32 protein-coding genes and 2 pseudogenes are annotated in these 26,315 nt (G+C 50.4%); 21 read left to right on the top strand and 13 right to left on the bottom strand.

The window, feature by feature from the left end:
* Window position 1 precedes the first annotated feature (1 nt).
* The 5 genes and pseudogenes from ACUVOF_RS17805 to rho all read left to right on the top strand — a co-directional run bounded on the left by ACUVOF_RS17805 (window position 2) and on the right by rho (window position 3,507).
* Window positions 2-442 (top strand): YtoQ family protein, encoded by a 441-nt coding sequence (locus ACUVOF_RS17805; protein ID WP_447045598.1) that lies wholly within the window; start codon window positions 2-4, stop codon window positions 440-442.
* A 59-nt stretch (window positions 443-501) separates the two neighbouring features.
* The gene (gene cobO / locus ACUVOF_RS17800) at window positions 502-1,113 is read left to right on the top strand and encodes a cob(I)yrinic acid a,c-diamide adenosyltransferase (protein WP_447045597.1); all 612 of its coding nucleotides are present in this window, start codon (window positions 502-504) and stop codon (window positions 1,111-1,113) included.
* A gap of 378 nt (window positions 1,114-1,491) precedes the next feature.
* A complete protein-coding gene (locus ACUVOF_RS17795; protein ID WP_447045596.1) occupies window positions 1,492-2,193 on the top strand; it encodes a hypothetical protein in 702 nt (233 codons plus the stop codon).
* A gap of 142 nt (window positions 2,194-2,335) precedes the next feature.
* Window positions 2,336-2,469 (top strand): annotated as a pseudogene (locus ACUVOF_RS17790) (transposase); the annotation flags it as partial.
* Between the two features lie 81 nt (window positions 2,470-2,550).
* On the top strand, window positions 2,551-3,507 hold the full coding sequence (gene rho / locus ACUVOF_RS17785; protein ID WP_447045686.1) for a transcription termination factor Rho: 957 nt from the start codon (window positions 2,551-2,553) through the stop codon (window positions 3,505-3,507).
* A 54-nt stretch (window positions 3,508-3,561) separates the two neighbouring features.
* On the opposite strand, the gene ACUVOF_RS17780 is transcribed toward rho, so the two are convergent.
* On the bottom strand, window positions 3,562-4,758 hold the full coding sequence (locus ACUVOF_RS17780) for a DEAD/DEAH box helicase (protein ID WP_447045595.1): 1,197 nt from the start codon (window positions 4,756-4,758) through the stop codon (window positions 3,562-3,564).
* Between the two features lie 124 nt (window positions 4,759-4,882).
* A complete protein-coding gene (gene soxR / locus ACUVOF_RS17775; protein ID WP_447045594.1) occupies window positions 4,883-5,347 on the bottom strand; it encodes a redox-sensitive transcriptional activator SoxR in 465 nt (154 codons plus the stop codon).
* A gap of 102 nt (window positions 5,348-5,449) precedes the next feature.
* Between soxR and ACUVOF_RS17770 the strand changes: the two are divergent.
* From ACUVOF_RS17770 to ACUVOF_RS17735, 8 genes and pseudogenes are all read left to right on the top strand, one after another.
* A pseudogene (locus ACUVOF_RS17770) lies at window positions 5,450-5,875 on the top strand (VOC family protein).
* Between the two features lie 308 nt (window positions 5,876-6,183).
* Window positions 6,184-6,609 carry an N-acetyltransferase gene (locus ACUVOF_RS17765; RefSeq protein WP_447045593.1) on the top strand — a complete coding sequence of 142 codons (426 nt, stop codon included), beginning with the start codon at window positions 6,184-6,186 and terminating at the stop codon, window positions 6,607-6,609.
* 63 nt (window positions 6,610-6,672) lie between these two features.
* Complete coding sequence (locus ACUVOF_RS17760) at window positions 6,673-7,122, top strand: GFA family protein (RefSeq protein ID WP_447045592.1); 450 nt, start codon at window positions 6,673-6,675, stop codon at window positions 7,120-7,122.
* Window positions 7,123-7,277: 155 nt separating this feature from the next.
* Window positions 7,278-7,700, top strand: a complete 423-nt coding sequence (locus ACUVOF_RS17755; protein ID WP_447045591.1) for a tetratricopeptide repeat protein — start codon at window positions 7,278-7,280, stop codon at window positions 7,698-7,700.
* A gap of 96 nt (window positions 7,701-7,796) precedes the next feature.
* Entirely contained in the window at window positions 7,797-8,282 is a 486-nt protein-coding gene (locus tag ACUVOF_RS17750; protein WP_447045590.1) for a DUF1456 family protein, read from the top strand.
* 88 nt (window positions 8,283-8,370) lie between these two features.
* Entirely contained in the window at window positions 8,371-8,931 is a 561-nt protein-coding gene (locus ACUVOF_RS17745; RefSeq protein WP_447045589.1) for a hypothetical protein, read from the top strand.
* 349 nt (window positions 8,932-9,280) lie between these two features.
* The gene (locus ACUVOF_RS17740; protein WP_447045588.1) at window positions 9,281-9,712 is read left to right on the top strand and encodes a GFA family protein; all 432 of its coding nucleotides are present in this window, start codon (window positions 9,281-9,283) and stop codon (window positions 9,710-9,712) included.
* 91 nt (window positions 9,713-9,803) lie between these two features.
* Window positions 9,804-10,349, top strand: coding sequence for a nucleotidyltransferase family protein (locus ACUVOF_RS17735; RefSeq protein ID WP_447045587.1), 546 nt, complete (start codon window positions 9,804-9,806; stop codon window positions 10,347-10,349).
* A 212-nt stretch (window positions 10,350-10,561) separates the two neighbouring features.
* Here the strand turns inward: ACUVOF_RS17735 and ACUVOF_RS17730 are convergent, their stop codons facing one another.
* The 6 genes from ACUVOF_RS17730 to ACUVOF_RS17705 all read right to left on the bottom strand — a co-directional run bounded on the left by ACUVOF_RS17730 (window position 10,562) and on the right by ACUVOF_RS17705 (window position 14,645).
* Window positions 10,562-10,768, bottom strand: coding sequence for a YrhK family protein (locus ACUVOF_RS17730; RefSeq protein ID WP_447045586.1), 207 nt, complete (start codon window positions 10,766-10,768; stop codon window positions 10,562-10,564).
* A gap of 45 nt (window positions 10,769-10,813) precedes the next feature.
* Window positions 10,814-11,269 (bottom strand): carboxymuconolactone decarboxylase family protein, encoded by a 456-nt coding sequence (locus tag ACUVOF_RS17725; RefSeq protein WP_447045585.1) that lies wholly within the window; start codon window positions 11,267-11,269, stop codon window positions 10,814-10,816.
* Between the two features lie 52 nt (window positions 11,270-11,321).
* Window positions 11,322-12,125, bottom strand: coding sequence for a helix-turn-helix domain-containing protein (locus tag ACUVOF_RS17720; RefSeq protein ID WP_447045584.1), 804 nt, complete (start codon window positions 12,123-12,125; stop codon window positions 11,322-11,324).
* A 45-nt stretch (window positions 12,126-12,170) separates the two neighbouring features.
* A complete protein-coding gene (locus ACUVOF_RS17715; protein ID WP_447045583.1) occupies window positions 12,171-13,178 on the bottom strand; it encodes a GlxA family transcriptional regulator in 1,008 nt (335 codons plus the stop codon).
* On the bottom strand, window positions 13,171-13,737 hold the full coding sequence (locus ACUVOF_RS17710) for an isochorismatase family protein (RefSeq protein ID WP_447045582.1): 567 nt from the start codon (window positions 13,735-13,737) through the stop codon (window positions 13,171-13,173). The genes ACUVOF_RS17715 and ACUVOF_RS17710 overlap by 8 nt, the downstream gene beginning before the upstream one ends.
* A gap of 164 nt (window positions 13,738-13,901) precedes the next feature.
* Window positions 13,902-14,645 carry a class I SAM-dependent DNA methyltransferase gene (locus ACUVOF_RS17705; RefSeq protein ID WP_447045581.1) on the bottom strand — a complete coding sequence of 248 codons (744 nt, stop codon included), beginning with the start codon at window positions 14,643-14,645 and terminating at the stop codon, window positions 13,902-13,904.
* 199 nt (window positions 14,646-14,844) lie between these two features.
* Between ACUVOF_RS17705 and ACUVOF_RS17700 the strand changes: the two genes are divergently transcribed.
* The 3 genes from ACUVOF_RS17700 to ACUVOF_RS17690 all read left to right on the top strand — a co-directional run bounded on the left by ACUVOF_RS17700 (window position 14,845) and on the right by ACUVOF_RS17690 (window position 17,709).
* Window positions 14,845-15,252, top strand: a complete 408-nt coding sequence (locus ACUVOF_RS17700) for a DUF4019 domain-containing protein (protein ID WP_447045580.1) — start codon at window positions 14,845-14,847, stop codon at window positions 15,250-15,252.
* A gap of 248 nt (window positions 15,253-15,500) precedes the next feature.
* On the top strand, window positions 15,501-16,862 hold the full coding sequence (locus tag ACUVOF_RS17695) for an NfeD family protein (RefSeq protein WP_447045579.1): 1,362 nt from the start codon (window positions 15,501-15,503) through the stop codon (window positions 16,860-16,862).
* Between the two features lie 58 nt (window positions 16,863-16,920).
* Window positions 16,921-17,709, top strand: a complete 789-nt coding sequence (locus ACUVOF_RS17690) for a slipin family protein (RefSeq protein ID WP_447045578.1) — start codon at window positions 16,921-16,923, stop codon at window positions 17,707-17,709.
* 43 nt (window positions 17,710-17,752) lie between these two features.
* Here the strand turns inward: ACUVOF_RS17690 and ACUVOF_RS17685 are convergent, their stop codons facing one another.
* Both ACUVOF_RS17685 and ACUVOF_RS17680 read right to left on the bottom strand, forming a co-directional pair.
* Window positions 17,753-18,355: a YqaA family protein gene (locus ACUVOF_RS17685; RefSeq protein ID WP_447045577.1), complete on the bottom strand. Its 603-nt coding sequence runs from the start codon at window positions 18,353-18,355 to the stop codon at window positions 17,753-17,755.
* A gap of 9 nt (window positions 18,356-18,364) precedes the next feature.
* Window positions 18,365-19,183, bottom strand: a complete 819-nt coding sequence (locus tag ACUVOF_RS17680; RefSeq protein WP_447045576.1) for a DUF1206 domain-containing protein — start codon at window positions 19,181-19,183, stop codon at window positions 18,365-18,367.
* A 191-nt stretch (window positions 19,184-19,374) separates the two neighbouring features.
* Between ACUVOF_RS17680 and ACUVOF_RS17675 the strand changes: the two genes are divergently transcribed.
* Window positions 19,375-20,208: a helix-turn-helix domain-containing protein gene (locus tag ACUVOF_RS17675; protein ID WP_447045575.1), complete on the top strand. Its 834-nt coding sequence runs from the start codon at window positions 19,375-19,377 to the stop codon at window positions 20,206-20,208.
* On the opposite strand, the gene ACUVOF_RS17670 is transcribed toward ACUVOF_RS17675, so the two are convergent.
* Both ACUVOF_RS17670 and ACUVOF_RS17665 read right to left on the bottom strand, forming a co-directional pair.
* Window positions 20,194-20,787, bottom strand: a complete 594-nt coding sequence (locus ACUVOF_RS17670; RefSeq protein WP_447045574.1) for a LysE family translocator — start codon at window positions 20,785-20,787, stop codon at window positions 20,194-20,196. The two genes, ACUVOF_RS17675 and ACUVOF_RS17670, sit on opposite strands and share 15 nt — an antisense overlap.
* Window positions 20,788-20,871: 84 nt before the next feature.
* Window positions 20,872-21,792, bottom strand: a complete 921-nt coding sequence (locus tag ACUVOF_RS17665; protein ID WP_447045573.1) for a glutaminase — start codon at window positions 21,790-21,792, stop codon at window positions 20,872-20,874.
* A gap of 216 nt (window positions 21,793-22,008) precedes the next feature.
* Between ACUVOF_RS17665 and ACUVOF_RS17660 the strand changes: the two genes are divergently transcribed.
* Window positions 22,009-22,866, top strand: coding sequence for a bifunctional transcriptional activator/DNA repair enzyme AdaA (locus ACUVOF_RS17660; RefSeq protein WP_447045572.1), 858 nt, complete (start codon window positions 22,009-22,011; stop codon window positions 22,864-22,866).
* Between the two features lie 234 nt (window positions 22,867-23,100).
* A complete protein-coding gene (locus ACUVOF_RS17655; RefSeq protein ID WP_447045571.1) occupies window positions 23,101-24,567 on the top strand; it encodes a cobyric acid synthase in 1,467 nt (488 codons plus the stop codon).
* Here ACUVOF_RS17655 and ACUVOF_RS17650 read toward each other — a convergent pair.
* A complete protein-coding gene (locus ACUVOF_RS17650) occupies window positions 24,527-24,925 on the bottom strand; it encodes a RidA family protein (RefSeq protein WP_447045570.1) in 399 nt (132 codons plus the stop codon). The two genes, ACUVOF_RS17655 and ACUVOF_RS17650, sit on opposite strands and share 41 nt — an antisense overlap.
* Window positions 24,926-25,095: 170 nt before the next feature.
* Between ACUVOF_RS17650 and ACUVOF_RS17645 the strand changes: the two genes are divergently transcribed.
* Window positions 25,096-25,659, top strand: a complete 564-nt coding sequence (locus tag ACUVOF_RS17645; protein WP_447045569.1) for a hypothetical protein — start codon at window positions 25,096-25,098, stop codon at window positions 25,657-25,659.
* 121 nt (window positions 25,660-25,780) lie between these two features.
* Complete coding sequence (locus ACUVOF_RS17640; RefSeq protein ID WP_447045568.1) at window positions 25,781-26,314, top strand: cytochrome b; 534 nt, start codon at window positions 25,781-25,783, stop codon at window positions 26,312-26,314.
* The last annotated feature ends 1 nt before the right edge of the window (window position 26,315 follow it).

The raw sequence follows: 26,315 nt of genomic DNA, 5'->3' as shown, positions 1-26,315 counted from the left end.
CATGAGCTTTTACGTCTACCTTTCCGGCGAGATTCACACTGATTGGCGTGAAGAGATTCAGCGCGGCGCTGACGCGGCGGGCCTGGATATCGTGTTTACCGCCCCGGTAACGGATCACGCAGCCTCTGATGCCGCCGGTGACCACCTGGGTAAACCGGAGAATGGCTTCTGGCGTGATCACCAGTCATCCAAGGTCAACGCCATCCGCACCCGAACCATGATCGAGCAGGCCGACCTCGTTGTCGTTCGTTTTGGCGAGCAGTACAAACAGTGGAACGCGGCTTTTGATGCTGGCTACTGCGCTGCCTTGGTCAAGCCCTACATCACGCTGCACAGCGAAGACATCGTTCACCCACTGAAAGAAGTCGACGCGCAAGCCCAAGCCTGGTGTACCACGACCGATCAGGTGGTTGAGACGTTGCGCTACGTACTAAAAGCCTGACCTTAAATAGAGAGCTTCATAGAAAGCTTAATAGAGAGCTTTAATAAAGAGGACGCCCCATGCGCGAGAATGCCAAAACCCCCGAACGCCATGCCCAGCGCATGGCGGCCAAGCAGAAAATCATGAACGAGCGCATCGCCCGCGCCGATAAAGAGCAGGGCGTGCTGCTAGTGCTCACCGGCCCCGGTAAGGGCAAAAGTAGCTCCGGGTTTGGCATGCTCGCCCGCGCCCTCGGGCACGGTATGAAAGTCGGCGTGGTGCAGTTTATTAAAGGCGCGTTTAGTACTGGCGAAGAAGCGTTCTTCCGTAACCTGCCCAACGTCGATTACCACGTCATGGGGCAGGGCTACACCTGGGACACCCAAGACCGCGAGCGGGATGGCGCCGCCGCTAACGCCGCCTGGGCAGAAGCCAAACGCATGTTGCAAGACGAAAGCTACCACTTGGTACTGCTCGACGAACTCAACATCGCCTTGCGCTACGAGTACCTAGACCTCGATCAAGTACTCGACGACCTACAAGCCCGCCCAGAAATGCAACACGCCGTCGTCACCGGCCGTTATGCACCCCAGCAACTTATAGACCTCGCCGACACCGTTACAGAGATGAAGGTGGTCAAACACGCTTTTAAAGATCAAGGTATTAAGGCCCAGAAAGGGATTGAGCTTTAAGGGTGAGATGTAATGGTAAGGCGTGAAGAGTAATAAAATGCGGGTATATGTGAAGGCGTAGCGCGGCGTAACGCTTGGCGAGGAATGAGCCAAAAGGCACCCGCGAAGGCCCCGCTAGCTGCCCAAAGCCTACTCCAACTCAATTTTTCTTCAAAGACATGTGACCTAAGCGAAATTTACCAATAAAGTATGATTGAATAGTAAAGCTAGCGGTCAAGCGAATTTTTGATATGCTGCCAGATGGCAGAAATAAGATTTTTTGTAACAGTGGCTTATGGAGTTTTATACGGCTAAATAATATCAATAAATGCGCTGTCGCATTCAATAGTTTTATGCGGAAGGCAATATAATCACTGTTATGCAAAAAGAGGGAAGTAAATGTTCTTTGATTCGGAATTTATCGCAAAGGTGGAAGAGAAACCTATCGAAGGTCTGGTTGAGGCCTGCAAAATGGCAACCTCTGCGCAAGCCGAAATGGATAATGGGCAAGAATGGACTGATCAGGAACATGAATTATTGTGGGATGCGTCGACATTTGTGGATCTAATAATTCAAGCTAACGGTTTAGATTTGGGTTTAGAGCTTCCTGAGCCCTCTACAAAAATCGATGAGAATTGCAATGCTCTTAAGGGATATCTTGATGAAGTTGAAAAAGCTCTCAGAGGCGAAGCTACAAAACTAAAAATAAATTCCTTCAAAAAGCGATATGATACCGCGCTTAAGTCATCGTTTGCTTATGAGTTCACTCAAGGTGATCTTGAGCGAGTTCAATTGCTAATAAATGAAATTAGAGTACAAGTTACTAAAATAGAGGACTTAGGACAGGGACATAAGCAGCGTCTTCTAAAAAGATTAGAGAGCTTGCAGGCTGAGTTGCACAAACGTGTCTCGGACCTTGATAGATTCTGGGGGTTGGTAGGTGACGCTGGGGTGGTTCTTGGAAAACTGGGTAAAGATGCTAAGCCCATTGTGGACAGAATAAGGGAAGTTGCACAAATTGTTTGGAAAACACAGGCTCGGACAGAAGAACTACCCAGTGGGACTGATAACCCAGTTCTAGAGCAGAAAACAGAAACATAATCAGTGTAGGCATGGCGACGCCCACTACATTGCGCCTTCGGCTCCATTCCTTAGGCGAGCATGCTGCAAGCGTTGAGACTATTGAAAAAAATTAAGACTAAGTTTTGACAGGATCTAGAAAAAAAGACGAGTAGCAGTCAGCATGCCGCGCTTTAATCCCTACAACCAACACCAGAACCCATGGTTGTGACCAACCACTAAGATCAGCTCCAGCCCGGTACCTTTGAATACGCAGTGCACTATCTGATCGAGCACAAGCTAGACTTATCCGGTTTCCCATGCCAAGTACCAAAACGATGCGACCAGTCGACTTGCTATTCTATAAATTCAAGTTATTCAAGGCGGTACATCATTATTATGGCGAGAAAAACACTAGGTTTGAAGGCGAAGAGAAAGACAGATGCCAAGCCCGCAGACGAGGTTGAAGACCAATTCCCTAATGATCCCGAAAAGCGCTTTTTAAATGGTGTCGCTATTCATCCTTCTCCACGCATTTACTTAGAGCCTGGTTCTCAGCAGCGTACTGTGCGAGCGATGGATTTGATTACGCCCATTGGGATGGGGCAACGCGGGTTGATTGTGGCGCCGCCAGGCTCTGGCAAAACGACGATGTTAAAACATATCTGTCAGGCCTTGGCAGAGGCTCATCCTGATATAAAGCTGTATGCCTTGCTGATTGATGAGCGCCCGGAAGAAGTGACTGATTTTAAGCGCAGTGTTTCGGCAGAAGTGCATGCATCGTCTTCAGACGAAAGCTACACCCACCATGTGAAAATGGCCGATAAGCTTCTTGAGACGGCGCGTAGGCAAGCGGGGGAGGGGCACGATGTGATGATCGTGATCGATTCTCTAACGAGACTCTCGCGTGTACATAATGCCGAGCAGCGAGGCAATGGTCGCACCATGTCGGGTGGATTGGATAGCCGAGCAATGGAAATACCGCGAAAACTGTTTGGTGCCGCGAGAAAGATCGAAAACGGCGGATCGCTCACCATTCTGGCCACCGTGCTGGTGGATACGGGAAGCCGTATGGATCAGGTGATTTTCGAGGAGTTCAAGGGTACGGGTAATATGGAGCTCGTGTTATCACGCGAAGTGGCCAAACAAAGGCTTTTCCCGGCGATCGATATTGCCAAAAGCAGTACCCGCCGCGAAGAGCTGTTGATAGATGCAAAAGATATTGAAAAAGTTAGGACACTGCGTAGAGGTTTGACAACGCTTAAACCAGTAGAAGGTGCGCAGAAGCTGCTTGCGTTATTGGATAAATATCCCACTAATGCCGAACTATTGGATGCGTTTTTACCAGATTCGTGAAATATCGATAAGAAAGAAGCCCACCTTTTTAAGAGTGAGCTTCTTGGGTAAGTTTTAACGATTACTTTGTTTGCTGTAATTCAAGTTTGATTCAGGCACTGCTTTGCGAACCGGAAAACCTGCAATCTCTTTGCGCTCAATAATACTTTTTAAGCGTCTTTCAATGGCACAAAGGTTTTTAAAGTCACTCATGTCTACCAAAGAGATGGCTTCGCCTGAGGCACCCGCTCGGCCGGTTCGGCCAATGCGGTGGATGTACTCTTCTGGCTTAAAGGGTAAATCGTAATTCACTACGCGGCTTAGTTCACCAATATCCAAGCCCCGCGCGGCAACCCCTGTGGCGACCAAGTACTTTAGCTCACCAGATTTGAACTGAGCCAAAATCTTTTCGCGCATTGCTTGGCTTCTATCGCCATGGATAGAGTCCGCTGTGATGCCGCGTTTTTCCAGTTGAGCAACGAGTTTGGCCGCATTGTGTTTTTTCTCGGTAAAAATGAGTGCCTGATCCCACTGTTGCTCGTTAATCAAGTGACTCAACAAGGCGGACTTAGTGTCTTTGTCGACAGTGATTAGCCATTGTTTGACATTAGCGGCGGCGCGGACGTTGGGAGAAATGGATATTTCAGCCGCGAGATCGGTCATCTTGCTATCGGAAAAATCGTAGGCGAGGGCGCGAACGTCGTCTGTGATGGTGGCCGAAAATAGTAGGTTCTGACGGTTTTCAGGTAGGCGTTCTATGATTTTATGGATATCGTCGACAAACCCCATGTCGACCATTCTGTCAGCTTCGTCCAATACCATGGCTTTCAGTTCATCAAAGTGCAGCGCACGCTGATGGGCCAAATCGAGCAATCTGCCCGGCGTGGCGACCAGAATATCCACCCCTTCGATTAGGCGCTCTTTTTGCGCTGCGGTATCCACACCGCCATACATCGCCATTGAGGTTAAATGCGTGTGTTTAGCGTATTGCGCCACACTGGCTTCGACCTGAACCGCTAACTCACGGGTCGGCACGAGAATCAGGACGCGTATGCGTTTGCCGCGTAACGTTCCTGCTGTACTGAATCGTTCTAGCAGAGGCAGAACAAAGGCAGCGGTTTTTCCTGTGCCTGTTTGTGCGGTGGCGATTAAGTCGTTACCCGAAAGAATGGCAGGAATTGCTTGTTCCTGGATGGGCGTTGGCGTTTGGTAACCTAGTTCAGTAATCGCTTGAACAAGAGGAGGGGATAATCCTAGTTTTGCAAATGGCATAAGCCGCCCTGACAGATTGTCGTAAGGTTTTTCAAAAAATAAATAAGAATGCAGTATAAAGTAAAAGCAGTCGACCGCTGAAGCGGATGCTGATTGAGGCGTTAGAAGCCAATCCTTAAATGGTCTATCGATCCACCTTGGCCCGATGCTCAGCCTGGTCCAGCAGGACAGGGCCGCTACCTAATTCGGCCAACTTGTCATCCGGGTTATAGAGCGGGCAACTGGTCATGCTTAGGCAGCCACAGCCGATACAGCCTGCTAAGTTACTACGCAGCTTTTGCAGATAAGCAATCCGGCCATCGAGCATCTGCTGCCAGTTCTTTGAAAGCTGCTGCCAGTCTTCAACAGTGGGTGTGCGGTTATTGGGTAGTGATTCAAAAGCCATCTTAATCTCTTCCAGGCTGACGCCGACTTTCTGCGCGGCTTTAATCACCGAAATTCGCCTTAGCACTTCCGGTTTATAGCGGCGCTGGTTGCCCGTATTTCGTGAGCTTTGGATCAGCCCTTGCTGCTCGTAGAAATGCAGGGCGCTGACGTTAATGCCGCAGCGCTTTGCCACCTTGCCAACACTCCAAATAGCTTCTGCCATCATCCACTCCTGAATTTTTTGCCATTTTTTCTCAAAAACCGCTTTACCTCAACTAATGTTGAGGTTTTAGCCTGTGATCTCACTTAATGCAAGGAGACACTGATGTACTTGGAACACGTAAATCTGGTCGTTGACGATATGGATGCCATGTTGGATTTTTACCGCGCCGTCTTCCCACACTGACGGGTGCGCGATGAAGGCCATGGCGAGTGGTATGGCAAACCCCGCAAATGGGTGCATTTTGGTGACGATGAGCATTACTTGGCCTTAAGCGATCACGGTGAAGGGGCCAACCGTAACCTGAAAGGCCATAGCGTTGGGCTGGCCCATTTTGCTTATGTGACCGATAACCTCGATGCCGTGGTTGCCCGGTTAAATAACGCGGGCTTTGCCATCGCCAAACCCGGCGCAACGGAGCCATTTCGGAAAAACGTTTATTTTGTCGATCCGGCTGGGTTTGAGGTGGAGTTTGTCGAATACTTGAGCGATATCCCGGCCGAGCGGAATTTAAATCAGGATGCCTATTAATAAGTAACGCAGCTCCCTTCGGGGGGCTGAACCGAGATCGATTTCGATTTTATACACCTTGATATATTCTTATAATAATCTGTTAAAATTCCTGGAACCTACCGTAGGATTAGAAAGCAAAAAGCTATTGGAAGTGAAGGGAGCTATTTACTCCTATGGAAGGAACAGATTTACCCTAAGGAAGGTAAAGCCTTCCTGCCTTATTTTATGAAGCTGTCTAGCCCTGGTACAGGTGCAAGCCTATCCCTTGGCTAGGCAGCTTTTCATTAACGCCTTTGGCTCCGTTGACCATCATTAGGAACATCTAGATGATTCGTAACTACCGGGAGGCAGATATTGAACAAATTTTGGATATCTGGCTTTCAGCATCGATTAAAGCCCACTCTTTCGTTGGATCAGAATTTTGGCAGTCAAAAGTTAGCGAAATGCGCGATATGTACATCCCTGCATCGGAGACCTTTGTCTATGAAGTTGATGAGCAGATAGCAGGGTTTTATTGCCTCTATGGAAGTACGCTGGCAGCCGTTTTTGTGTCGCCAAGCCTGCAGGGGCAAGGAATAGGGTCAGCGTTGATTGATGATGCCAAGAGCAGGCGGTCGTGTTTGCAGCTCAGTGTTTACAGCCAGAATGCGCCCAGTATCAATTTTTATAAGAAACATGGCTTCATTTCACTAACTGAGCAAATTGACGAACAAACTGGCCACTCCGAATTCATCATGGAGCATTACTGTTAACCATGTATAGCGGTAAAGCGTTTGTTTGTTGGACGCTTACATTACGTACCAAAGGACCGTTCGATGAAAGGTGAATGTCTTTGCGGAGAGGTGGCGTTTGAAATTGAGGGTGAGCTACCAAACATCTACCAATGCCATTGTTCCTTGTGTCGCAAAGCGACCGGGTCTACTGCTAACGCTGCCACGTTTGTGGAAGAACAAAACTTTCGTTGGTTGTTTGGCCAGCCCCACATCCGCTCTTTTCAAAAGCTAACAGGCTATCGAAGTGACTTTTGCTCGGTATGCGGTAGCCCGGTGCCCAATAAATTGAGAAATACTGATTTGATATGGGTTCCTGCAGGTTTACTTGATGAAGCGACGGCATCTCAAGTGGCTATTCATCTCCATTTGTCTTCATCGGCCTCATGGGCGCAAGAGTCAGATTGCTGTGTTCGATTGGTTGGTGGCCTTGATAGTTTGGAGTCATTTAACCAAGCATTGCAGCGGAAAATCGCTCCAGCTAAATCTAATTAACCTCCCATCCAAAAAACGAAAAATGTTCGTCCGTGGAGCTATCCTCAAAGGGTATAATGTTACCGACCCTGGTAGTTTGGCTTTGTTAAATGCATTAATTTTCAGCAGGCTTGTTTACTTGTTACTGTTTCCAAATAGAGAAAAGGTAGTCGTTCATGATTAACACCAAAATATATAAAGCGGTTTACGAACTCGCTGAAAAGCTCATGAAGGCTGCCGATAGAGAGGATAGAGAGGCTTTTGATGCGCTCTATGCGCAGTTGGAAGCGATCTGCATCGAGAACGAAAACAGCGATAAAGATCACCCCGAGCAGTGGGAAACATTGGCTGATTTCACTGAAGAGCTCGATGAGGCGTTGGCAGTCTACGAAAAGGCTTTTGAGAAAGCCGTCGCGATTGATTCGAAAGACCACATGTCATCGATTGCGTTCTCCATGGCAAAACTGCAAGTTGAGCTGGGCCAGACTGACGCGGCGATCAGCAATCTTAAAAACGCCCAAATCACCGCCAATAAAATTGAAGATGGCGAGCTTAAAGACGAAATTGACGAGCTGCTTGGAAAACTGACAACAGGTTAGTTTTTTTGAGCTGCTGGTTTTAATCATATTCACGATAAACGTAGATGCACATAAAGCCTGATTGTGCTGGGTTTGCCTAAGACTAGGGACACTATTTTGACCAATAATGATATTTTTCGCCGTATACGTTACACCTTTGATTTAAAAGAAAGCACCATCGTGGATATCTTCGCCTTGGCGGAGGTCAGCGTGACTCAGCAGCAAGTCACTGCTTGGCTGAAAAAGGATGAAGACGACGCCTTTGTCACCATGAAAAACAAAGAGCTGGCGGCATTTTTAAACGGCTTTATTAGTTTTAAGCGTGGCAAGCGCGAAGGCCCGCAGCCCGTGCCAGAGTCGCAGTTGAACAACAATATGGTGTTTCAGAAGCTGCGCATTGCGCTGAATTTAAAAGCTGACGATATTTTGGCTGCTTTTGAACTGGCTGGCTTCAATCTAAGTAACCATGAATTAAGTGCGTTTTTCCGCAAGCCCAGCCATAAGAATTATCGAGAGTGCAAAGATCAGGTGCTGCGAAATTTCTTACTCGGCATCCAGCTACAGTTACGGCCAGACCAGGAGGCTTCTAGCTCTGAGTCCTGAGCTTCATGGCCTGAATTCATATAATAGCTGCAGCACTTTGTATCATTCGGTATAGGCTAGCTTCGGCTTTGATATAAGGTATGAAGCAGTGACTAGGCTCCCCGATTTTGCTACCCACTATTATTTGCGAGAGACTGGCCCGTTTCGGAGTCTCTCAGAGCTTGCGGCTGGCTCGGAAGATCCTGTATTCCGAGATATCCTGACTCGTCATCAGCGTGATCCTGGTTACCGGCGGCGCTACGGTAGGAATTACATAGGAGTCCGACGTGAGGTTGAAGCTCGGCTGCGAGAACTCTTCGTTGCGCGTGGAGGTAAGCCCCGCCGCGATCATCCCTTTTATCTAGTGCTTGGAGAATCCCCTTGGTTTCGTGACCTGAACGCGAACCAAGGTGAGCTTAGAATCCCTCTCTCGGAGCTCGATCCCGAAGTAACGTCTTTGACTTACCCGGATAGCTTTATTGCGCTAACCCGAGACGATAAGCCTTACTACAATCAAGTGTTTCTGCTTAGCGAGGTGAGTAAGCTCGTTACTCGCTTCGGAATCCCTGCCAATGATCACTTGATTCCTTACGGGCGCTATTGGGAAACTGATTTTGAGCTCTATATCGAGGTGCAGCTTTGGGACACTCCACCCATATTAAAAGTCTAGGAAATGATATAAATTCAATCGTTTGCGACCAGGGTCAGCAAAGCGGTGCCGCTACTTTGAATGTTAAGCATCCAAACAGCATTGCTGCTTCAAAAAGGATAGGGTTGAGGTACTATCGGCGCGAAGATATCGCATCAAGAGTTAACACCTTCACTGACGTCGAGAACGTCGCTGCTCAAATAGCTATAGAAAAAGCGGGTTTTATATTCACGAAAAGAGCTGAAAAATTTTATCAAGCCCCACAATTGAACGGCGAGTATAGGGACGTTTTCCACTACGAGTTAAGGAGTTAATAAAAGCTAGTCTCGGGCTACTGTTGAGCTAAGTTAACCTTCGCAAAAATACTTCGATGTCACCAGCAATGAGCCTTACGGGAGCCTTTCCAGTGATCAAGCAAGTGGGTGGAGTTAAGATTCAACCTAAGCACAGTGCTACATGCCACTGCGGCATGGTGGGGCTCGAGCTTGATCTGCCTGAGGGGCTTGTTGACCCGAAAAGGTGTAACTGCTCTATTTGCAGGCGCAAAGGCGCTGTTATGGCCTATGTACCATTGAGCGGCCTTCGCATCCTCTGCGGCGCTGAGCATCTAAAGCTTTATCAGTTCAATTCGGGCGTCGCAAAGCATTACTTCTGCTCAAATTGCGGCATCTACACCCATCACCAAACGCGCTCGAACCCCAATGTGTATGGATTCAATGTCGGGTGCTTGGAAGGCGTTAACCCCTGTGATTTGGATGGCGTAGCGGTTAGCGATGGTATCAATCATGAATCTGATCTGTAGCAGCAGGGATAGGGGGAGCTGTAAGTGTCTTGCGTTGGTTGGCTCTCCACCTACTAGCAATCCAGAATAGGCGCATTGGTAAGGTATTGAGATGGAGCATGAAGCGCTGGTCAAAAAATGGCTGATGAGTGATCCGGCCCGTATGGAGGCGCTGGCAATAGCGGCTGCGCAGAAGCTGCCGGGGTGGTGTCTCGCTGCTGGATTCGTTAGAAACTTGGTGTGGGACAAGCTGCATAACTTTTCAACGAATACGGCCCTTAACGACATCGATTTAATTTACTTCGATCCTGATGATATAAGTGGTTCCCGCGATCATGAGATTGAGCAAGGATTAAGGGAAGTCTCAACGTTTCCCTGGTCGGTAAAGAACCAGGCAAGAATGCACGAGAGAAATAGTGACTGTCCGTATACGTCTACTGAAGATGCCATGAGTTTCTGGGTAGAAGTAGAAACTGCCGTAGGCGTTGCTTTTGATGACGATGGAGACGTTATCCTTGTCGCTCCCTTTGGCGTTCAGCCGCTGTTTGACTACACAATTACATTAAATCCCAAACGACCAAAGCGAACGGATTTTGAAGCCCGAATATGCGCTAAGCAATGGCTACAAACCTGGCCAAGGTTGGTGGTAAATGCTTAAAAAGGCATTCAAATGGCACAGCTATTACGAAGTCAGCTCCAAAGAGCTTAATGGTTTAGAGGAGATGGATATCGGCTATGATTGTGCTGGATACCGAAAGCTTTAGTGCTAGTGTCATTAATTTTGCATAGTAGAAATTTTGCCGCATCAGCTCTTATAGCCGCTAGGTAGCTAAAACCCAGCGGCTATATCAATGTCGAACGTCGACCCAATTAAACGCACTTCTTACCAGCACCTTTCATACTCATCACGTAAATAATGAACATGATCAGTGAGCCCATTACAAAACACCATACGCCTACGGTTGCGTAGCTCGCAAAAGCGGGAAGAAATAAAAGACTCCCAAAGAAGAAAAATAAGCTTGATAAGAGACCGAGTAGGTTGGGTAGCTGTTGATGCTGCGCTATCTCATTGTTCATTTTATTTCCTTATCTGAAATATTACTTTCAAGAGCCTCACAGTGCTTAAATACTGATGTCCGGTGCAAACTGAAAGCCCACCGATACCCGATTCCAACTGTTGATTTGGACAATAATGGCGGTGAGGTCAATTAGCCCCTGTTCACCAAACGCAGCTAGGGCGTTTTGATAGTCGTGGTCACTCACCGCTTGCTGGCTGACCAGTGTTAGTGCTTCGGCCCAGGCGAGTGCGGCGCGCTCTTGTGTACTGAAGCAGGGCGCTTCACGCCAAGCAGGCAATACGTCTAAACGAACCTGGTGTTCGCCATCGTCTCTGGCTTCTTGCGAATGCATGTGCTGACAAAAGCAGCAGTGATTAATTTGCGAAACGCGCAGGTTGACTAAGTGGATTATCGAGCGATTAACCGTTGAGTCTGGGGCAACGTCGCCTAGTGCAGTCAGGTGTTTAGCTAGGCGGGGGCAAAGGCGATACACAGACTGTTGAGACATACGAGTAGACATGTGGGTGACCTCGGTGAGTAAGTTGAGAGCTCAGCTTAACGTCGAGGTTTTTTTACGCCTTGTAAATTTGCGACAGTTTGCGCTTGCGATAGGCGGCGGGCGTTTCATAGGCGAGTGATTGGAAGGCATGGGTGAAGTGAGCTTGATCATAATAGCCGCATTGCAGGGCTATTTCCGTTAGGGGGAGCGTGGTTGCAAGCAGTCCATGGCGGGCTCGGTTCAGTCGGGCGTAGGCCACTACTTGGCCTGGGGTAACGCCTACCTCACGTTTTAATTTGCGCTCCAGAGTACGTCGAGTAAACCCTAGCGTGGCGCCTAACTGTTGGGGTGGAAGCTGTAGTTCTCCAATGGCTTGAACAATCGTAGTGATACGGCGATTGGCGGGTGGCTGGCTTTCTAGTCGATGTAACAACCATGTTTCCAGCAGACGCAAGCCCTGTTGCGAGTCCAACTGGTAGAGACGCTCTACCACAGGTATTAATCCTTGCAGTCCTAGTGGTTCAAGCTCGTTCTCCAAGCGGTAGTGTGTATCTGTGAATGCTTCGGGTAGCAAACCCAGCAAGCAGTGGGCGCCGGCTGCCTTAAAACGAATGCCCAGACAGGGTGCGGTGGTGTCGAGTGTTTCTATCAACGTGGTTTTGTTGAAACAGAGCGTGATGACGGGGCGGGAGCTGGTGAGCTTGATGCTGAGACTAGCACCCGCATCTGGGTAGAACTTTTCGGTTCGGGGATCGGTGAGATGTCCTGAGCCACCCATTGACCAAAAGCACTGAATCCATGGGGCTAAGCGTTTATCAGGCAGGCGATGCTGAAAATTAAGATCGTTAGCGTTGCTTGGAAAGATGAATTCGGTCATGGCGTCAACCAATGGTATGTTTTTTTAATGATGGCTCACATTAACTCAATTTCGCAGCGTCTGGGAGCTGGACCGCCGCCATGCACTAGGCGGCGCTTTTTCCTGGCGAGCCCAGTTGCGCCTTAGCTGCCGCTCATCGCCGAATCCGGACGCTTCGGCGATGCGTGCTAGCGTCCATGTCGTTTCGGTCATTAACGCTTTGGCTCGCTGCAGGCGTAACCCCATAATGTAGTCGCCCACCAGCATGCCGGTGAGATTTTTGAATTGGCGCCGAAAATGACGCTCGCTCATGGCTGCCTGAGTCGCCAATGTTTCGACACGCCAGGTTTGCGAAGGGGCGGCACATATTGCATCTTGAACGCGATGCAGCCGTTCATCCACATGATTGCGGCCCTCAAGCCAGGCTCCCAGTTGAGGCTCCTGACCACTGCGACGAAGATACAGCACCATCTCGCGCGCTACCGCCAAGGCCAGTGAATGACCACAAGCACGGGTAAGCCAGTACAGCATGGTATCAATGCCGGTTGAAATCCCCGCGCTGGTTAAATAGCGCCCGTCCTCGGTAAAGATACAATCACTTTGTACTTTTGCTTGTGGGGCTTTGGCTTGTAACTGCTCGATTAGCGCGTGGTGGGTGGTACAGCGCCGCCCCTCTAACAGGCCAGCGTCCGCCAGTAATAACGTGCCCGAGCAAACAGTCATTAGCGTATCCGCACAGTGGGCATTCGCCTTGAGCCAAGCAACACACTCTTGCTGCGCTAATGGCTCAAGGCTATTGCGGTATTGGCCAGGGATCAGCAGTAAATCTTGAGTAGGAAGCTGTTCAGGTAAGGGATCAATGCCGCTAAGGGTTAGCGGCCCTAGCCACTGCATGGCCACTTTGGGGCCGATATAGCGCACCTGAACGTCTATTGAAAGCCTATCTGCACACTGCAAGACCTGTAGCGGGCCAATCAAATCAAGTGGCACCTGGCCGGGCATCATCAATACCGCCACCCACAAGGTGGTGGCTCTTGTGGATGGCGGTTGGCTATTGTGTTGCTCTTCACTCACGTGGGTTTTGCCATTCGTTGATCATGTCTTGTGTGCTGATAATACGCGCAAAGCGGTCTTCAAGTACCAGTTCGGTGCGCGTCTTAATATCATCTGCTGACCAGGTGATGCCGTGGCGTGTCATGGGAAACGTTAGGGTAGCATCGCTGATAAAGTCGACGCTAAACCCTAAATCCGACGCCACGCGTGCGGTGGTTTCGCAGCATTGCTCGGTACGAATACCGCTAATCGCCAGCCGTTCAATGCCTCGTTCCTGTAACCAGCTTTCTAGTGAGGTATCGCTGAACGCGTTATGCGCACGTTTATGGAAGGTCACCGCCACTTTATCGTTAAAGTCATCAAGCGGACGAATGAGGCCACCATCAGGGTCGAAAGCCCCTTGGCTGCCAGGTGCTTCATGCAGAATTCGCACAACCGGTATCTCGTTGGCCTGGGCTGCGTTTAGCACCGCACGCTGCTTGGGGCGCCACGCCTGAGCCAGTGACTCTACCCAGTAATCACGGGCTGGAAAGGAGGCTTGAACATCAATTAATAACAATGCGGTTTTAGGCTGGTTCATGGCTAATCTCATTGTGTTGAAGTGAGGTTACAGATTAGCTGTTACGCATTCTGCCAACGACGTGTTGACCGGTCATAAAGGGGACAATTTCGGCCATGTGTGGCCAATGTATTCTAACGGACAGCGCGGGAGGGGAGGTGGTGATTTTCAGGGGCAAGTAGGGGTTATTTCTTCACACAGACAAAAATAGCGTTTCCTGAGGTGTTATCCCATGGAATGATTGTCTCGTAGTTATGTTCAAACACATGAACCTCGAAGTAAGGCGTCAGTAGGGTGTTTAGTTTTGCAAAGCTCACCGCTACCATGGGGTGTTCGTCGTTCCATAGCTGTGTTCCTTCAGCGTTGGCTTTTTTAATGCTGAGTCTAAGCGACTGCTTTTCACCCTGACCACTGTAGTGCCATCCCGAGTGGAACGTGAATAAATCGCTTTCTTGTCGGGCGGTGTGTTTAACAGATAAGCCATTATCGATTTTATCTTTATCGACCGCGTTAAAACAGAAAACACCATCGGTTGCTAGTGCGCGATGGGCACTGGCAATGCATGTTGTTAGCTTTTCGATGCCTTCGTTGTAGTGGATTGAGTATAAAAAGCAGGTGATTAAATCCAGCGGTTCACTAGCGTCGAACGTACTCATATCTTGTAAGGTGAACAGGGCTTCTGGGCAGCGCTTGGCGGCGATATCCAGCATCGGCTGGTTAATGTCCAGCCCGCTGCTGGCATAGCCAACATCAATAAAATGACGCACGTGGGGGCCAGTGCCACAGGCGAGATCCAGGTGAGCGGTGCCGCCGTTACCAAAAATCTGATGCAGCCGACGAATAGCGTTACTTTGCGCTTGATAGTCGATATCGACGCACATCAAATCGTAGTAGCCAGAAAGGTCGGTATAGAGGGCGTTGACGGACATAATCGCCTAATGGTGAAAGCTGAATCGGTTGGGTGGCGCATGGTAAACGAGTGGGTGTGGTTTGAGAAGCGAAGGCCGCCACTGGGCGGCCTTTCTACCGTTTATCGCCATTCGAGTAGGATTATTGTTAAAGAAATTACGCGGACTTCCGATAATTACTTAAGACGCACGAATAATCCTGGTTGCCAAAGAGCTCGCTATGCCCAAAACACTGACGTTTATCACTGCTACCTTGCTCCTCTTTATGTCGACCCATGCTTATCCGCATACTGATGCGGCAGAGGCGGCGGCGTTGGAGTGGCTAAAAGCCATCGATAGTGGTGAGTTCGATCAGGCGTGGGAAAACTCTTCTACACTGCTACAGGTGCCGCTGTCGTCACATATGTTGGCCCGCACCATCAGCGCTGCTCGCCGTGATTTCGGGGCTGTTGAGTCCAGGCGGCGAGTGCGCGCGATCCGTCAAACCTCCATGCCGGGTGCGCCTGCCGGCGATTATGCGGTGTTTACGTTCCAGACGCGTTTTGAAAATAAGCCGCAGATCACTGAAACCATTACGCCTCACTTGGAAGAGGGTATTTGGAAGGTAAGTGGCTATTATGTGAACTAAGCAACCCACCAATGTCATCGCACGTTCCTCTATCCTTTAAAGTAGCCTCATTGAATTAGGCTCTTTTTCACTCAAAATCCTCTCACCAACTCATTCATGACGAAGCTCACTGTGGGTGCTACGTTGAATAGATACCTCATGCGAACATTGCCTGCTTAAACTCTGAAGCAGCACGAGTAACCAAAGCAAGGCGACACTCTACCAAGCGCTATGTAATCGTTTCAAGGCGCTAATCGGGAGATGTGACTATGCTGCGCCTTTCTCATAAATCACACTGGCTGTGGCTTTTACTTGTCGGCTTGCTAATGGCGATAGTGTCGCTTACGTGGCAGGCCATGGCGCAAACCTCCTCGCCTAATGCTTTGGTGCTCAGCATTGAAGGTGCCATTGGTCCCGCCACCAAGGACTATTTTGAGCGTGGGCTAAATAATGCACGCGAGCAGGATAGCGAGGTAGTGATTGTTGAAATCGATACCCCTGGCGGGCTGTTCGATACCACACGCGACATGATCCGAGAGATGCTTAACTCAGATCTCCCGGTGGTGATGTATGTTTCCCCCAGCGGGGCGCGCGCAGCTAGCGCAGGCACCTACTTGCTTTATGGCAGCCATGTAGCGGCCATGGCGCCCTCTACTCATTTAGGCTCTGCTACGCCGGTGCAAATGGGCGGTGGCGGGCTGACTGGCGGCGCTGATGACGAAAGGGAAGGCGTTGAAGGCGCGGATGAAAACGGCGGCAGCGCCATGGAGCGCAAGGTGCTGGAAGACGCAGTGAGCTTTATTCGGAGTTTAGCTGAACGCCATGGCCGCAACGCCGATTGGGCTGAAGAAGCCGTTCGTGATGCGGTAAACCTCACGGCTAACGAGGCGCTGGAACGAAACGTCATTGATGTGGTGGCGCGAGATATTGACGATTTGCTCGCCCAGATTGACGGCATGACGGTGGTCATGGAGCAAGGTGATTACACGCTGGCAACGGCTGATCTTGCCATTGAACGCTACGACCCGGATTGGCGTACCCAGCTATTATCGTTAATTACGAATCCCAACATCGCTTATTTCTTGATGATTATTGGCTTTTACGGGCTGATTTTCGAACTTGCCAGCCCCGGCAGCTTGTTCCCTGGCACTATCGGAGTGATTTGTCTGCTGCTGGCGCTATTTGCATTTCAGGTATTGCCGATTAACTACGCTGGGCTAGCGTTAATCGTAGTGGGGTTGGCGTTGATGGTAGGAGAGGCGCTCATGCCCAGCTTTGGCGTGTTGGGGACAGGAGGAATCATCGCCTTTGTGTTGGGGTCGGTGATGCTGATGGATGCCGAACATCTGGCCATTTCGTTACCACTCATTGGCGGTGTGGCGCTGGTGTCCGCCGGATTAATGCTTTGGACATTAATGCGCTTTACAACTCTGCGCCGTCGCCCTGCACACACCGGTGTGGAGCAGTTAATTGGCGCAAGCGCTATTGCGCTAGAAGATTTTGATACGACTGGCCATGTGCGGTTGCACGGTGAGCGCTGGAGCGCGGTGAGCGATATGCCCGTTAAACGGGGTGATGAGCTTGAGGTGGTGCGTCTTGAAGGCCTGACGATCTACGTGACGCCCCGTTAGCGCTTAATGCTGTTATGAATTTTTTACATAACTAACCATCTGCAAAACGAGGTGCCTTATGATTATTTCGTATTTAGTTCCTGTCGTGCTGGTGGTGATGTTGATCGCTGCCTCTATTCGTATCCTGCCGGAATACAAGCGCGGCGTGGTGTTCTTTCTGGGCCGCTATCAGAAGGTAAAGGGGCCTGGGTTGGTCATCGTGATCCCCGCTATTCAGAAGATGGAAGTAGTGGATCTGCGCGTGATCACAATGGACGTACCTGAGCAGGATGTCATCTCCCAGGATAACGTCACCGTTAAGGTTAATGCGGTGCTTTACTTCCGCGTTGTCGACCCTGAAAAGGCGATTATTCAAGTCGAGAATTTCACTCAGGCGACTAGCCAATTAGCGCAGACCACGCTGCGTTCCGTGCTGGGGAAACATGATCTCGATGAAATGCTATCGGAACGCGATAAACTCAACGATGATATCCAGGAAATCATCGATACCCAAACCGAAGCATGGGGTATCAAGGTGGCCAATGTTGAAATCAAGCATGTGGATTTGGATGAAAGCATGATCCGCGCCATTGCGCGCCAAGCCGAAGCGGAGCGTGAGCGTCGCGCCAAGGTCATTCATGCCGAAGGCGAGCTTCAGGCGTCTAAAAAACTGGTTGAGGCGGCCAATGTGATGCAGGAAAATTCGGCGGCATTGCAACTGCGTTACCTGCAAACCATGAGTGACATGAGCAATAAGAACGCCTCCACGATTGTTTTCCCGCTACCGATGGACATCATGGAGGCATTCAAGGATATGAAGGCTAAACATATGGCGTCAGCGCCGGGTACGAAGCAAGACGATGCATAAGTCAGTTGTTTTGCTCGCTGCCAATGGGCTGGTTTAGCTTTCGCTACATAACCAGCCCTGCCAAGGCCTGCATTCCCAACGCTACCACCAGTACAACTACCCCTGCCATTAAACTGGTCACTAAGGCGTGTCTTTTCCATAGCAATAATACACGGTGACCAAAGCGATGAACCAACCAGGCCAAGCCGAAGTAGCGCAGGCCGCGGGCGATTAACGCTGCAAGCGCAAAGAGCAAAACCGGATAACCAGAGAGCCCAGCGGTAATCATCGCGATCTGAAAGGGAATAGGGACAATACCAATCGTGAGAATGGCGACAAAACCGTATTGATCAAAAAAAGCTTGAAACGCTTGGTAGCTGTCCTGCATCCCCATTAATTCAATAAACCAAGAGCCTATCGACTGAAAAAGCAGCATGCCGACGCCATAGCCGACCAGCGATGCAATAAGACAGCCTACGGTAGTGACCGTCGCTAAAAGCCAGATACGGTGTTTATTGGCGGCCATTAGCGGGATGAGTACTAGCTCAAGCGGTATGGGCAGAATAATTGTTTCAAGAAAAGAGAGGGTACCGAGTAGCCACAGCATATTTTTTGAGCGGTTGAGGCGCTCAAACCAAAGCTTTGTGCGGTTAGTCGCATTAGCCATGTCAAGTGACTACATGCTGGCATTAATGCGGCGGTAGACAGCGGCTAATAGGCTGTAAAGGCCAAACGCAAAGAGACCTATAGCGACAATTGCTAGCAGCCATTGACCGTATACTTGGCTACGCAGCGTGGTAAATACTTCAGCCGTACCACCTGCCTCATTAGGGTTGAATTGGTAAGCGGCAATAATAAAGAAGCTACCCACGATTACGAATACAATCCCTCGGGTCACCAAACCAAAACGGCAAATGGGGTAAGCCCATTGTTGAGTTTGCGTTGGCATGTCGAAGTGTTTATGAAACTTGGCTTTGTAGCCTTTGAAGGCATGGGCGATGCCAGCGCCAATCATGATTACCCCGACTGCACCTACCAGCCAACGACCGAAAGGCTGTTGCATTAGCCAGCTAGCCATTCCCTGTGAGCCCCCACCCGAGCCCCCAGAAGAGCCGCCAAATTGGAAGATAAGGGTTGCCGCAAAAAAAGCTAACAGAATATGCGTAACAGCGCTCACCATTAAGCCAGTACGAATAGCAATGCCCTTAGCGTCAATGCCGTGGTGGTCGGCGTCTTTGATCGCTTGTATCGAGCGCCACAGGGCATAGCCAACCAAGCCCAATGCAATGAGACCTAATAATATTTTTCCAAAGGGGGCGGCGAGCACCCTTTCTAAAGCACCACGACTGCCTTCTGTTTGGCCACCTTGACCAAACGCCGCCAATGCGGCGAGACCGCCAACTAAGAGATAAACGATGCCTCGAGAGGCGTACCCCAGGCGTGCGAAGAGTTTTATCGCATCACGGTGATCGGGGTTACTCATATCGTTGGCCATGGTGTCCTCCTGACTAATAATGGCATTGCAAAATGTCCGTATCCGGCCAGCTATACTGTGGGACCAAACTACTATTGTCCAGCGTAGGAGAAGTAGACAGAAGCGCATAGTTATTGTTTGCTTGGAGATAGTTATTGTTTGCTTCGAGTAGGTTCTTGGTAATCACTTGATGGTCAATATTGGAGTTATACATGGCTGGTGCCCATTCCCCTATCTTTTGGCGCGATCCTGGTATGCCTTATGTAGAACTACGTTCAGTTGGTGATGCGCGACAAGTTTGCTATGCACCCCACAGTCATGCCCAATGGTCACTTGGAGCCGTTACTGCAGGCAGCAGTATGTTTTGCTATCGAGAGGCCTCATACCGGATCAATGCAGGCGACTTGGTAATGATGAACCCTCACTGGGTGCATGCCTGCAACCCTATCGAGGACCAGCCCTGGGCTTACCTGATGCTCTATGTGGATATCGAATGGGTGAGCACATTACGCTATCGATTGGGGTTATTGAAGGCACCTCACTGGCAGGATATTGCAACGCCGGTAATTAGTCAGCCGGACCTTTATAACCAGTTCTGCAATATGGCTTCGTGTCTGCTGGATGATCGCCGAGATATTTTGGATAAGCAAACGGCGCTGAACGGATGCTTGTCGCGCATAATGCATATTCTCGCCCTGGAGTCTCCTGTGACACTGTCTCGGATTCCCGAGCCGCTTGAACGAGTCGCTACCTATCTACGTGAGCATTGCGCTGTTGATAGTTCGCTTGAAAGTTTATGCGAGCTGTCAGGATATAGCGCGGGTCACCTTATCCGTGCGTTTAAGCAGCACTTTGGGCTAGCGCCTCATGCTTATCTAATTAACCAGCGCATTCAGATGGGGCAGAAAGCGCTAAAGCAAGGGCGACCTATCGTTGAGGCAGCTTTGAACGCTGGCTTTAATGACCAGCCCCACTTTCAAAGAACGTTTAAGCGGCTGGTAGCAGCGACACCTAACCAGTACCGCTATCCGCTACTCAAACAGTAAGACAATAGCGCTAGCCGCCAGGCAGATAGCGAGTGCGCGGTTAACCGTCAGTAAGATAATAGGACGATGAACATAGCGTTTCAGAAAAGCGCCTGCATATACCCAACTGGCTAGCGATAGCCAGCAAATAGGCAGATAGAGAGCGGCGAACATCCATAGGTGATAGGGCTCATTAGCACTGGTGTAGGCGCTAATGCCGGCGGCAGATGCCAGCCACGCTTTGGGATTAAGCCATTGCATCAAGGCACCCGCCCAAAATCCCGGCGCACTATCGGTGCCTCGTTCCTGCAAGCGGCCGTTGTGCTGTAAAAGTTGATAGCTGAGATAGAGTAAGAAAAGTATACCCGCCCAACGTAAAATCTCCTCCAGCACCGGTACCGCATTCAGCAGTGAGTAAAGCCCCGCGCCAACACCTAAAAACAGCACAATAAAACCCAGCGTGGCCCCGGTCACAAAGATTAGCCCTTTCGTGATGGGGTAGTGGGTGCCGCTGCTCAAGCAAACAATGTTGACAGGTCCTGGTGAAATCGACGCGGCAAGCGCAAAGGCAGACATGGGTAAAAGTAACGATGTGCTCATGATTATCCTCCAAAAAAGTAGGAGGAGTTTGTTGAAATACATTCTTGCCGTATTGAACAAAATTGAGGTAGTTGCTTAAAAAAGTTAATGCCCAAACACTGACCAGCCCGTACGTTGCACAAACATTTCGAGCGCCTGGGTGCCTAGCAGGCTGTTGCCGTAGGCGTCCAAGCCCGGGGACCAAACAGCAATGGAACCATGGCCTGGCGCGATGGCGAGTATGCCGCCGCCTACGCCACTTTTACCGGGTAAGCCAACGCGAAAGGCGAACTCCCCCGAGGCGTCATAGTGTCCGCACATCATCATTAGTGAATTGATACGCCGTGCCCGCTGGGGAGCCACTACGCGAATGCCGCTGGGTTCGTTCACGCCATCTGAGGCCAGGAACAAACCTGCATGGGCGAGTTGTTCGCAGCTCATGGCGATGGCGCACTGATGGAAGTAGGTACCCAGAACCTTATCGACATCGTGGCGAAGATGACCAAACGCTTTCATGAAATGCGCGAGTGACGCATTGCGGTCGCGGTGGGCCATTTCGGAAGCGGCCACCGAATGATCAAAGTAAATGCTGTCGTCATCGGAGATATAGCGTACAAAGCTAAGAATCTCGCCCAGGGTCTCTTTGGGCTCGTGGCCCATCATGATCGCATCGACCACCGCAATGGCCCCGGCATTGATAAACGGGTTACGCGGTATACCGCTTTCATGCTCTAGTTGCACGATGGAATTGAAGGGATCACCTGAGGGCTCGCGGCCTACTTTTGACCACAGCGAATCGCCCACTTGCCCCAATGCAATGGTCAGCGTAAATACTTTAGAGATGCTCTGAATCGAGAAGGGCGTGGTAGCACAACCAGCCGAGTAAATGTTGCCATCCACGGTGGCGAGCGAAATAGCAAACTGCTGTGGGTCAATATGGCCAAGCTCGGGAATATAGTCTGCGACCTTGCCGCGCTCCTCTGCTTTTGCCATGGCTGTCGCAATGTCGTTGATCAAATCTTGCATGGGCTTATCGGATACCCTCTATTGAGGTGGAACTTCACCCTAGCGGAAAATAGGCAATGTGTCTTTTGTACATCACCGTCATCCTAACGCTAAAACAGTGAGCGATTATTCGCTAGTTATTGAGCAAGATTCGGGTCGGCAAGCGCGCCTCGATCCCTTAGGCTGTCAGCATAAGTACATAGAAAAACCTATAACAGGGCGCTCAGTGAGGCAAAAATGAACGATTATGCGCGTATCGAAAAAGCCATGGCCTATATGGTAGCTCATGCAGCGACGCAGCCTAACTTGGAAACGGTGTCTGCTCACGTTCATCTGAGCGCTTTTCACTTCCAACGTCTGTTTTGCCGTTATGTAGGGATTAGCCCCAAGCGCTTTTTGCAGGCGCTCACGTTAGAGCGGGGCAAGCAGCTGATGCAATCTTCCACTTCGCTGTTGGATATTGCTCATTCCCTGGGGCTTAGCGGTGGCTCGCGGCTTTATGATCACTTTGTTCAGCTAGAGGCTGTCACTCCGGGTGAATATAAGCGCCAGGGCGAGGGCGTTGAGATTACTTATGGCGTGCATGAAACGCCTCTTGGTCATATTTTTGTGGCCATAACTCCTCGCGGGATCTGCCGCATGGGCTTTGTCGATGCTACCAGTGCCGACGAGTTGCTGGTACGACTTGCCAAGGAGTGGCCGCGCAGCACGTTCCACCATAACCCCGTTGCTACGCGCTACGCGGTGGAGGCGATTTTTGCCAAGTCAGAAGCGTCGCCAGCGTCTTTATCATTGCACGTGACAGGCACTAACTTTCAAGTGGCGGTTTGGCGGGCATTATTGACGATTCCCGAGGGCCAATGGGTTAGCTATACACACATTGCTCAGGCGCTGGGAGCGCCTAACTCTTCCCGCGCGGTAGGCAATGCCGTCGGCGCCAACCCGATTGCCCTTTGGATTCCCTGCCATCGGGTGATTCAACAAAGTGGAGCGCTAGGCGGCTACCGTTGGGGGATAGCTAAAAAGCAAATGGTGCAAGCTTGGGAGTTGGCGCAATTGGATACTACAACATCTGAGGCTGAGCTCTCTTTATAGCGTGACCGTTTGCTTTACAACGTAACCTTCTGCTGTTTTACGCTGATGATTTGGTGGTTTATCAAACGTGTTTCAGTCAATTAACCCGTTAGAATCATAGAAGGGGAAAGGGCCTAAGCAGTGCTCGAGGAGTATCGCTTGGTGATATACATGTCTTTGAAGGAACAGACACATTGCACCGCTTAACACCTCTCGCTAAAGTCTTGCTCTTGTTCACCTGGGCGAGACCTCTCTATGGCCACACTGATGATTCAAGGCACCACCTCGGATGCGGGTAAAAGCACCGTGGTGGCAGCCCTTTGCCGAGCGTTGGCAAGGCGTGGGATATCAGTGGCGCCGTTTAAACCCCAGAACATGGCGCTGAATAGCGCAGTGACTGAGGACGGCGGCGAGATTGGCCGTTCCACTGCGTTACAGGCCCAAGCCTGCTATTTAGCACCCCACAGCGATATGAATCCGGTATTGCTAAAGCCGGAAACCGATCGTGGCGCCCAGGTGATTTTACGCGGCAAGGTGCATGGCCATATGGATGCCCTGGATTACCACGCTTTTAAACGCACCGCCAAAGAGAGTGTAATGGCCGCGTGGCAAGCGTTAGAAAGCCGCTTTGATGTGGTTATCGCCGAAGGGGCGGGCAGCCCGGCCGAAATCAATTTGCGTAAAGGCGATATCGCCAATATGGGCTTTGCCGAAGCGGTAGATTGCCCGGTATTACTGGTGGGTGATATTGACCGTGGCGGAGTATTCGCCCAATTGGTGGGTACGCTGGCGCTATTGAGCGAGAGCGAACAGGCGCGCACCAAGGGCTTTATTATCAATCGCTTTCGGGGTGATATAGCACTGCTAAAACCTGGGCTCGAGTGGTTGGAGGAACGCACTGGAAAATCCGTGTTGGGGACCCTGCCTTATCTGCAGGGGCTGGTACTCGATGCAGAAGACAGCATTGGCTTAACCCAAGGCGAAAAAGCCAGCCAGACGCTTAACGTGATCGTTCCCGCGCTACCGCGCATCAGTAATCACACTGACTTTGACCCCCTGCGGCTACATCCCCAGGTCTCGTTGACGTTTATCCGGGCTGACCAGCCAATTCCTGCCGCCGATGTGATTATGCTGCCCGGCAGTAAAAGTACCGCTAGCGATCTTGAATGGCTGAAACGCCAGGGCTGGGATAAGGCAATCCAGCGTCACTTGCGCTATGGCGGCAAAGTGCTGGGTATTTGCGGTGGTTTTCAAATGCTGGGCGAATGGGTAGATGACCCTGACGGCCTGGAGGGAAAACCTGAAAAAATAGCGGGGTTAGGGCTGTTACCCCTTACCACCCGGATGGTGGCAGGTAAGCAACTGCGCAATGTGATTGGTTTAACGGTGGCGGAGGGCGCTGCCGTTACCGGCTATGAAATCCATAACGGTGTCAGCGACGGGGCAGCGCTTAGTTCACCGCTATTTAATATAGAAGGCCGACCAGAGGGGGCGATCAGTGAGGATGGACAAATCTTTGGTACCTATCTCCATGGCTTATTTGATCACCCCGATGCCTGCCATGCGCTGTTAAAGCAACTGGGCCTCGCTGACGGCGAGCAAAGCGATTACCAAGCTCACCGAGAGCGTGAACTTGATCGCCTGGCGGATATGCTGGAAGCCCATGTAGATATTGAGGCTGTTATTGCTCTGATAGGTGTTGGCGTTTTGCCATCACGGTAATTTCAATACTGCTACCGCCGCTGAGATTGGGGGATTCTGTGCAGGTACGGGCGGGGTAGCGGCCGGGTTCAAAGTATTCGGCATAAACGCTATCCATGTCTTGGATAGCGTGCAAATCAGTCAGATGGATATCCACTCGCACTATATCCGCGACGCTACCACCTTCCAGCTCAAGCATGCGGGACAGGGCGCGCATTACAAGGCGGGTCTCTTCTTTAACGTTTCCACGTGCGGCATGGCCGTTAGAGAGATCGGCGACAGTCAGCCCAGAAATAAACACATAGTGATCATCGACAACTATATGGCTGCCGGGAAAACTGGGTGTCGGCATGGTAGGGTCATTGGTAAAGGTGGGCATGCTAGCTCCTTCTAAGTCAATGGTCACATTTACAGTTACTTCCGACAGATTCTTCAGAGTCGTGTTCAGTAACAGTGTAAATGAAGAGGCTTATCGTGTTGCACAATGCACTGTCAAAACCGCTGTGATTGCTCTAGGCTTGCGGCTTTTCAGTCGGTGAGGTGATTCAAATGAAGGTCGTACACGTTAACGCAGAGGCCCAGCGCAATGCTTGTCTGGCGCGATTATGCGCTGAAGTATACGGACAAGAAGCGGGCCTAACGCCGCTGGTCGTGTTCACCGGCACCTGCAGTGTATTTTTCCCGCAAGAAGCCGCGCGTCTATTTGCTGCTGTTGATGGCAACGGTAAGCCTCAAGCATTGGCGCTGCTAGTGCTGGACGAAGAGGGCGAGGGCATGACCGTTACACATGCCTGCACACTTAACCAGGCCGATGCCCAGCAGCGCTTGATTAGTGAACTTACCTTAAAGGCGCCGTTGCGTGTCGAAGTAAATAACGCTGAACAAGAAGCATTTTACCAACAAAGTGGCATTAAGCGTTGGTTTGGCGGGGCGGACGGAAAGCGAATTGGCTTAGGAGCACGTCATCCCGCTAAAAATATTAATGAGCTGGCGCCTACTCTGGCACTGGATAAAGATCTCATCCTGCGCCGTTTCAAACACGACCCTAAGAGTTTTGAGTCGGCCAAACAGGCATTTATAAAAGGCTTAAACGATTTCCCGCAGGTCCTTTAATACTTCTGTAAAACGTTGCGTTCTATTTCAAACAACCATTTTGCACGTTGTTGTCATGATGTTGCTCGTTTGACTGGGTAAACTAGGCCTAACATTTGTTAATTATGTTAAGGGAAAATGTATGTCGTTAACTGTTATGGATACCCCTATTCGCTACGGAGCGATCAGCCGTTTGCTGCACTGGGGGATGGCGCTGCTGTTTGCGTGGCAATTTACCAGCGCGACGGCGCACTGGCTGTTCCCAGATACCCCCTTTGAAGATTTTTTTTGGGGTACTCACTACCCTATAGGCGTTTTGCTGCTTACGTTAGTCGTGCTGCGTGCTATGTGGACATTAGCCAATGCGTCGCGCCGCCCGTCTTCATTGAGCGTCATGGCGAGGCTGGGACACTTTGCGCTCTACGGCTTAATGATCGCTGTGCCCACCATTGCGCTTATTCGCCAGTACGGTTCAGGTCGTTCGCTTGATGTCTTTGGCATTAATTTAATGACAGGTTTTGAAGGAGAGGAAATTACCTGGATGACGGATCTGGGCGGTTTGCTCCACGGTGAGCTGGGCTGGACACTGCTAGCGCTGATCGTAGGGCACATCGTGATGGCCATTTTGCATCGCAAGCTGACTCACCATGATGTGCTAACGCGTATGGCCAGATAGG

The organism is Vreelandella sp. H-I2, from assembly GCF_052959335.1.
The sequence above is the reverse complement of the archived record's forward strand: the minus strand, read 5'-3'. Positions and strand labels throughout refer to the sequence as shown.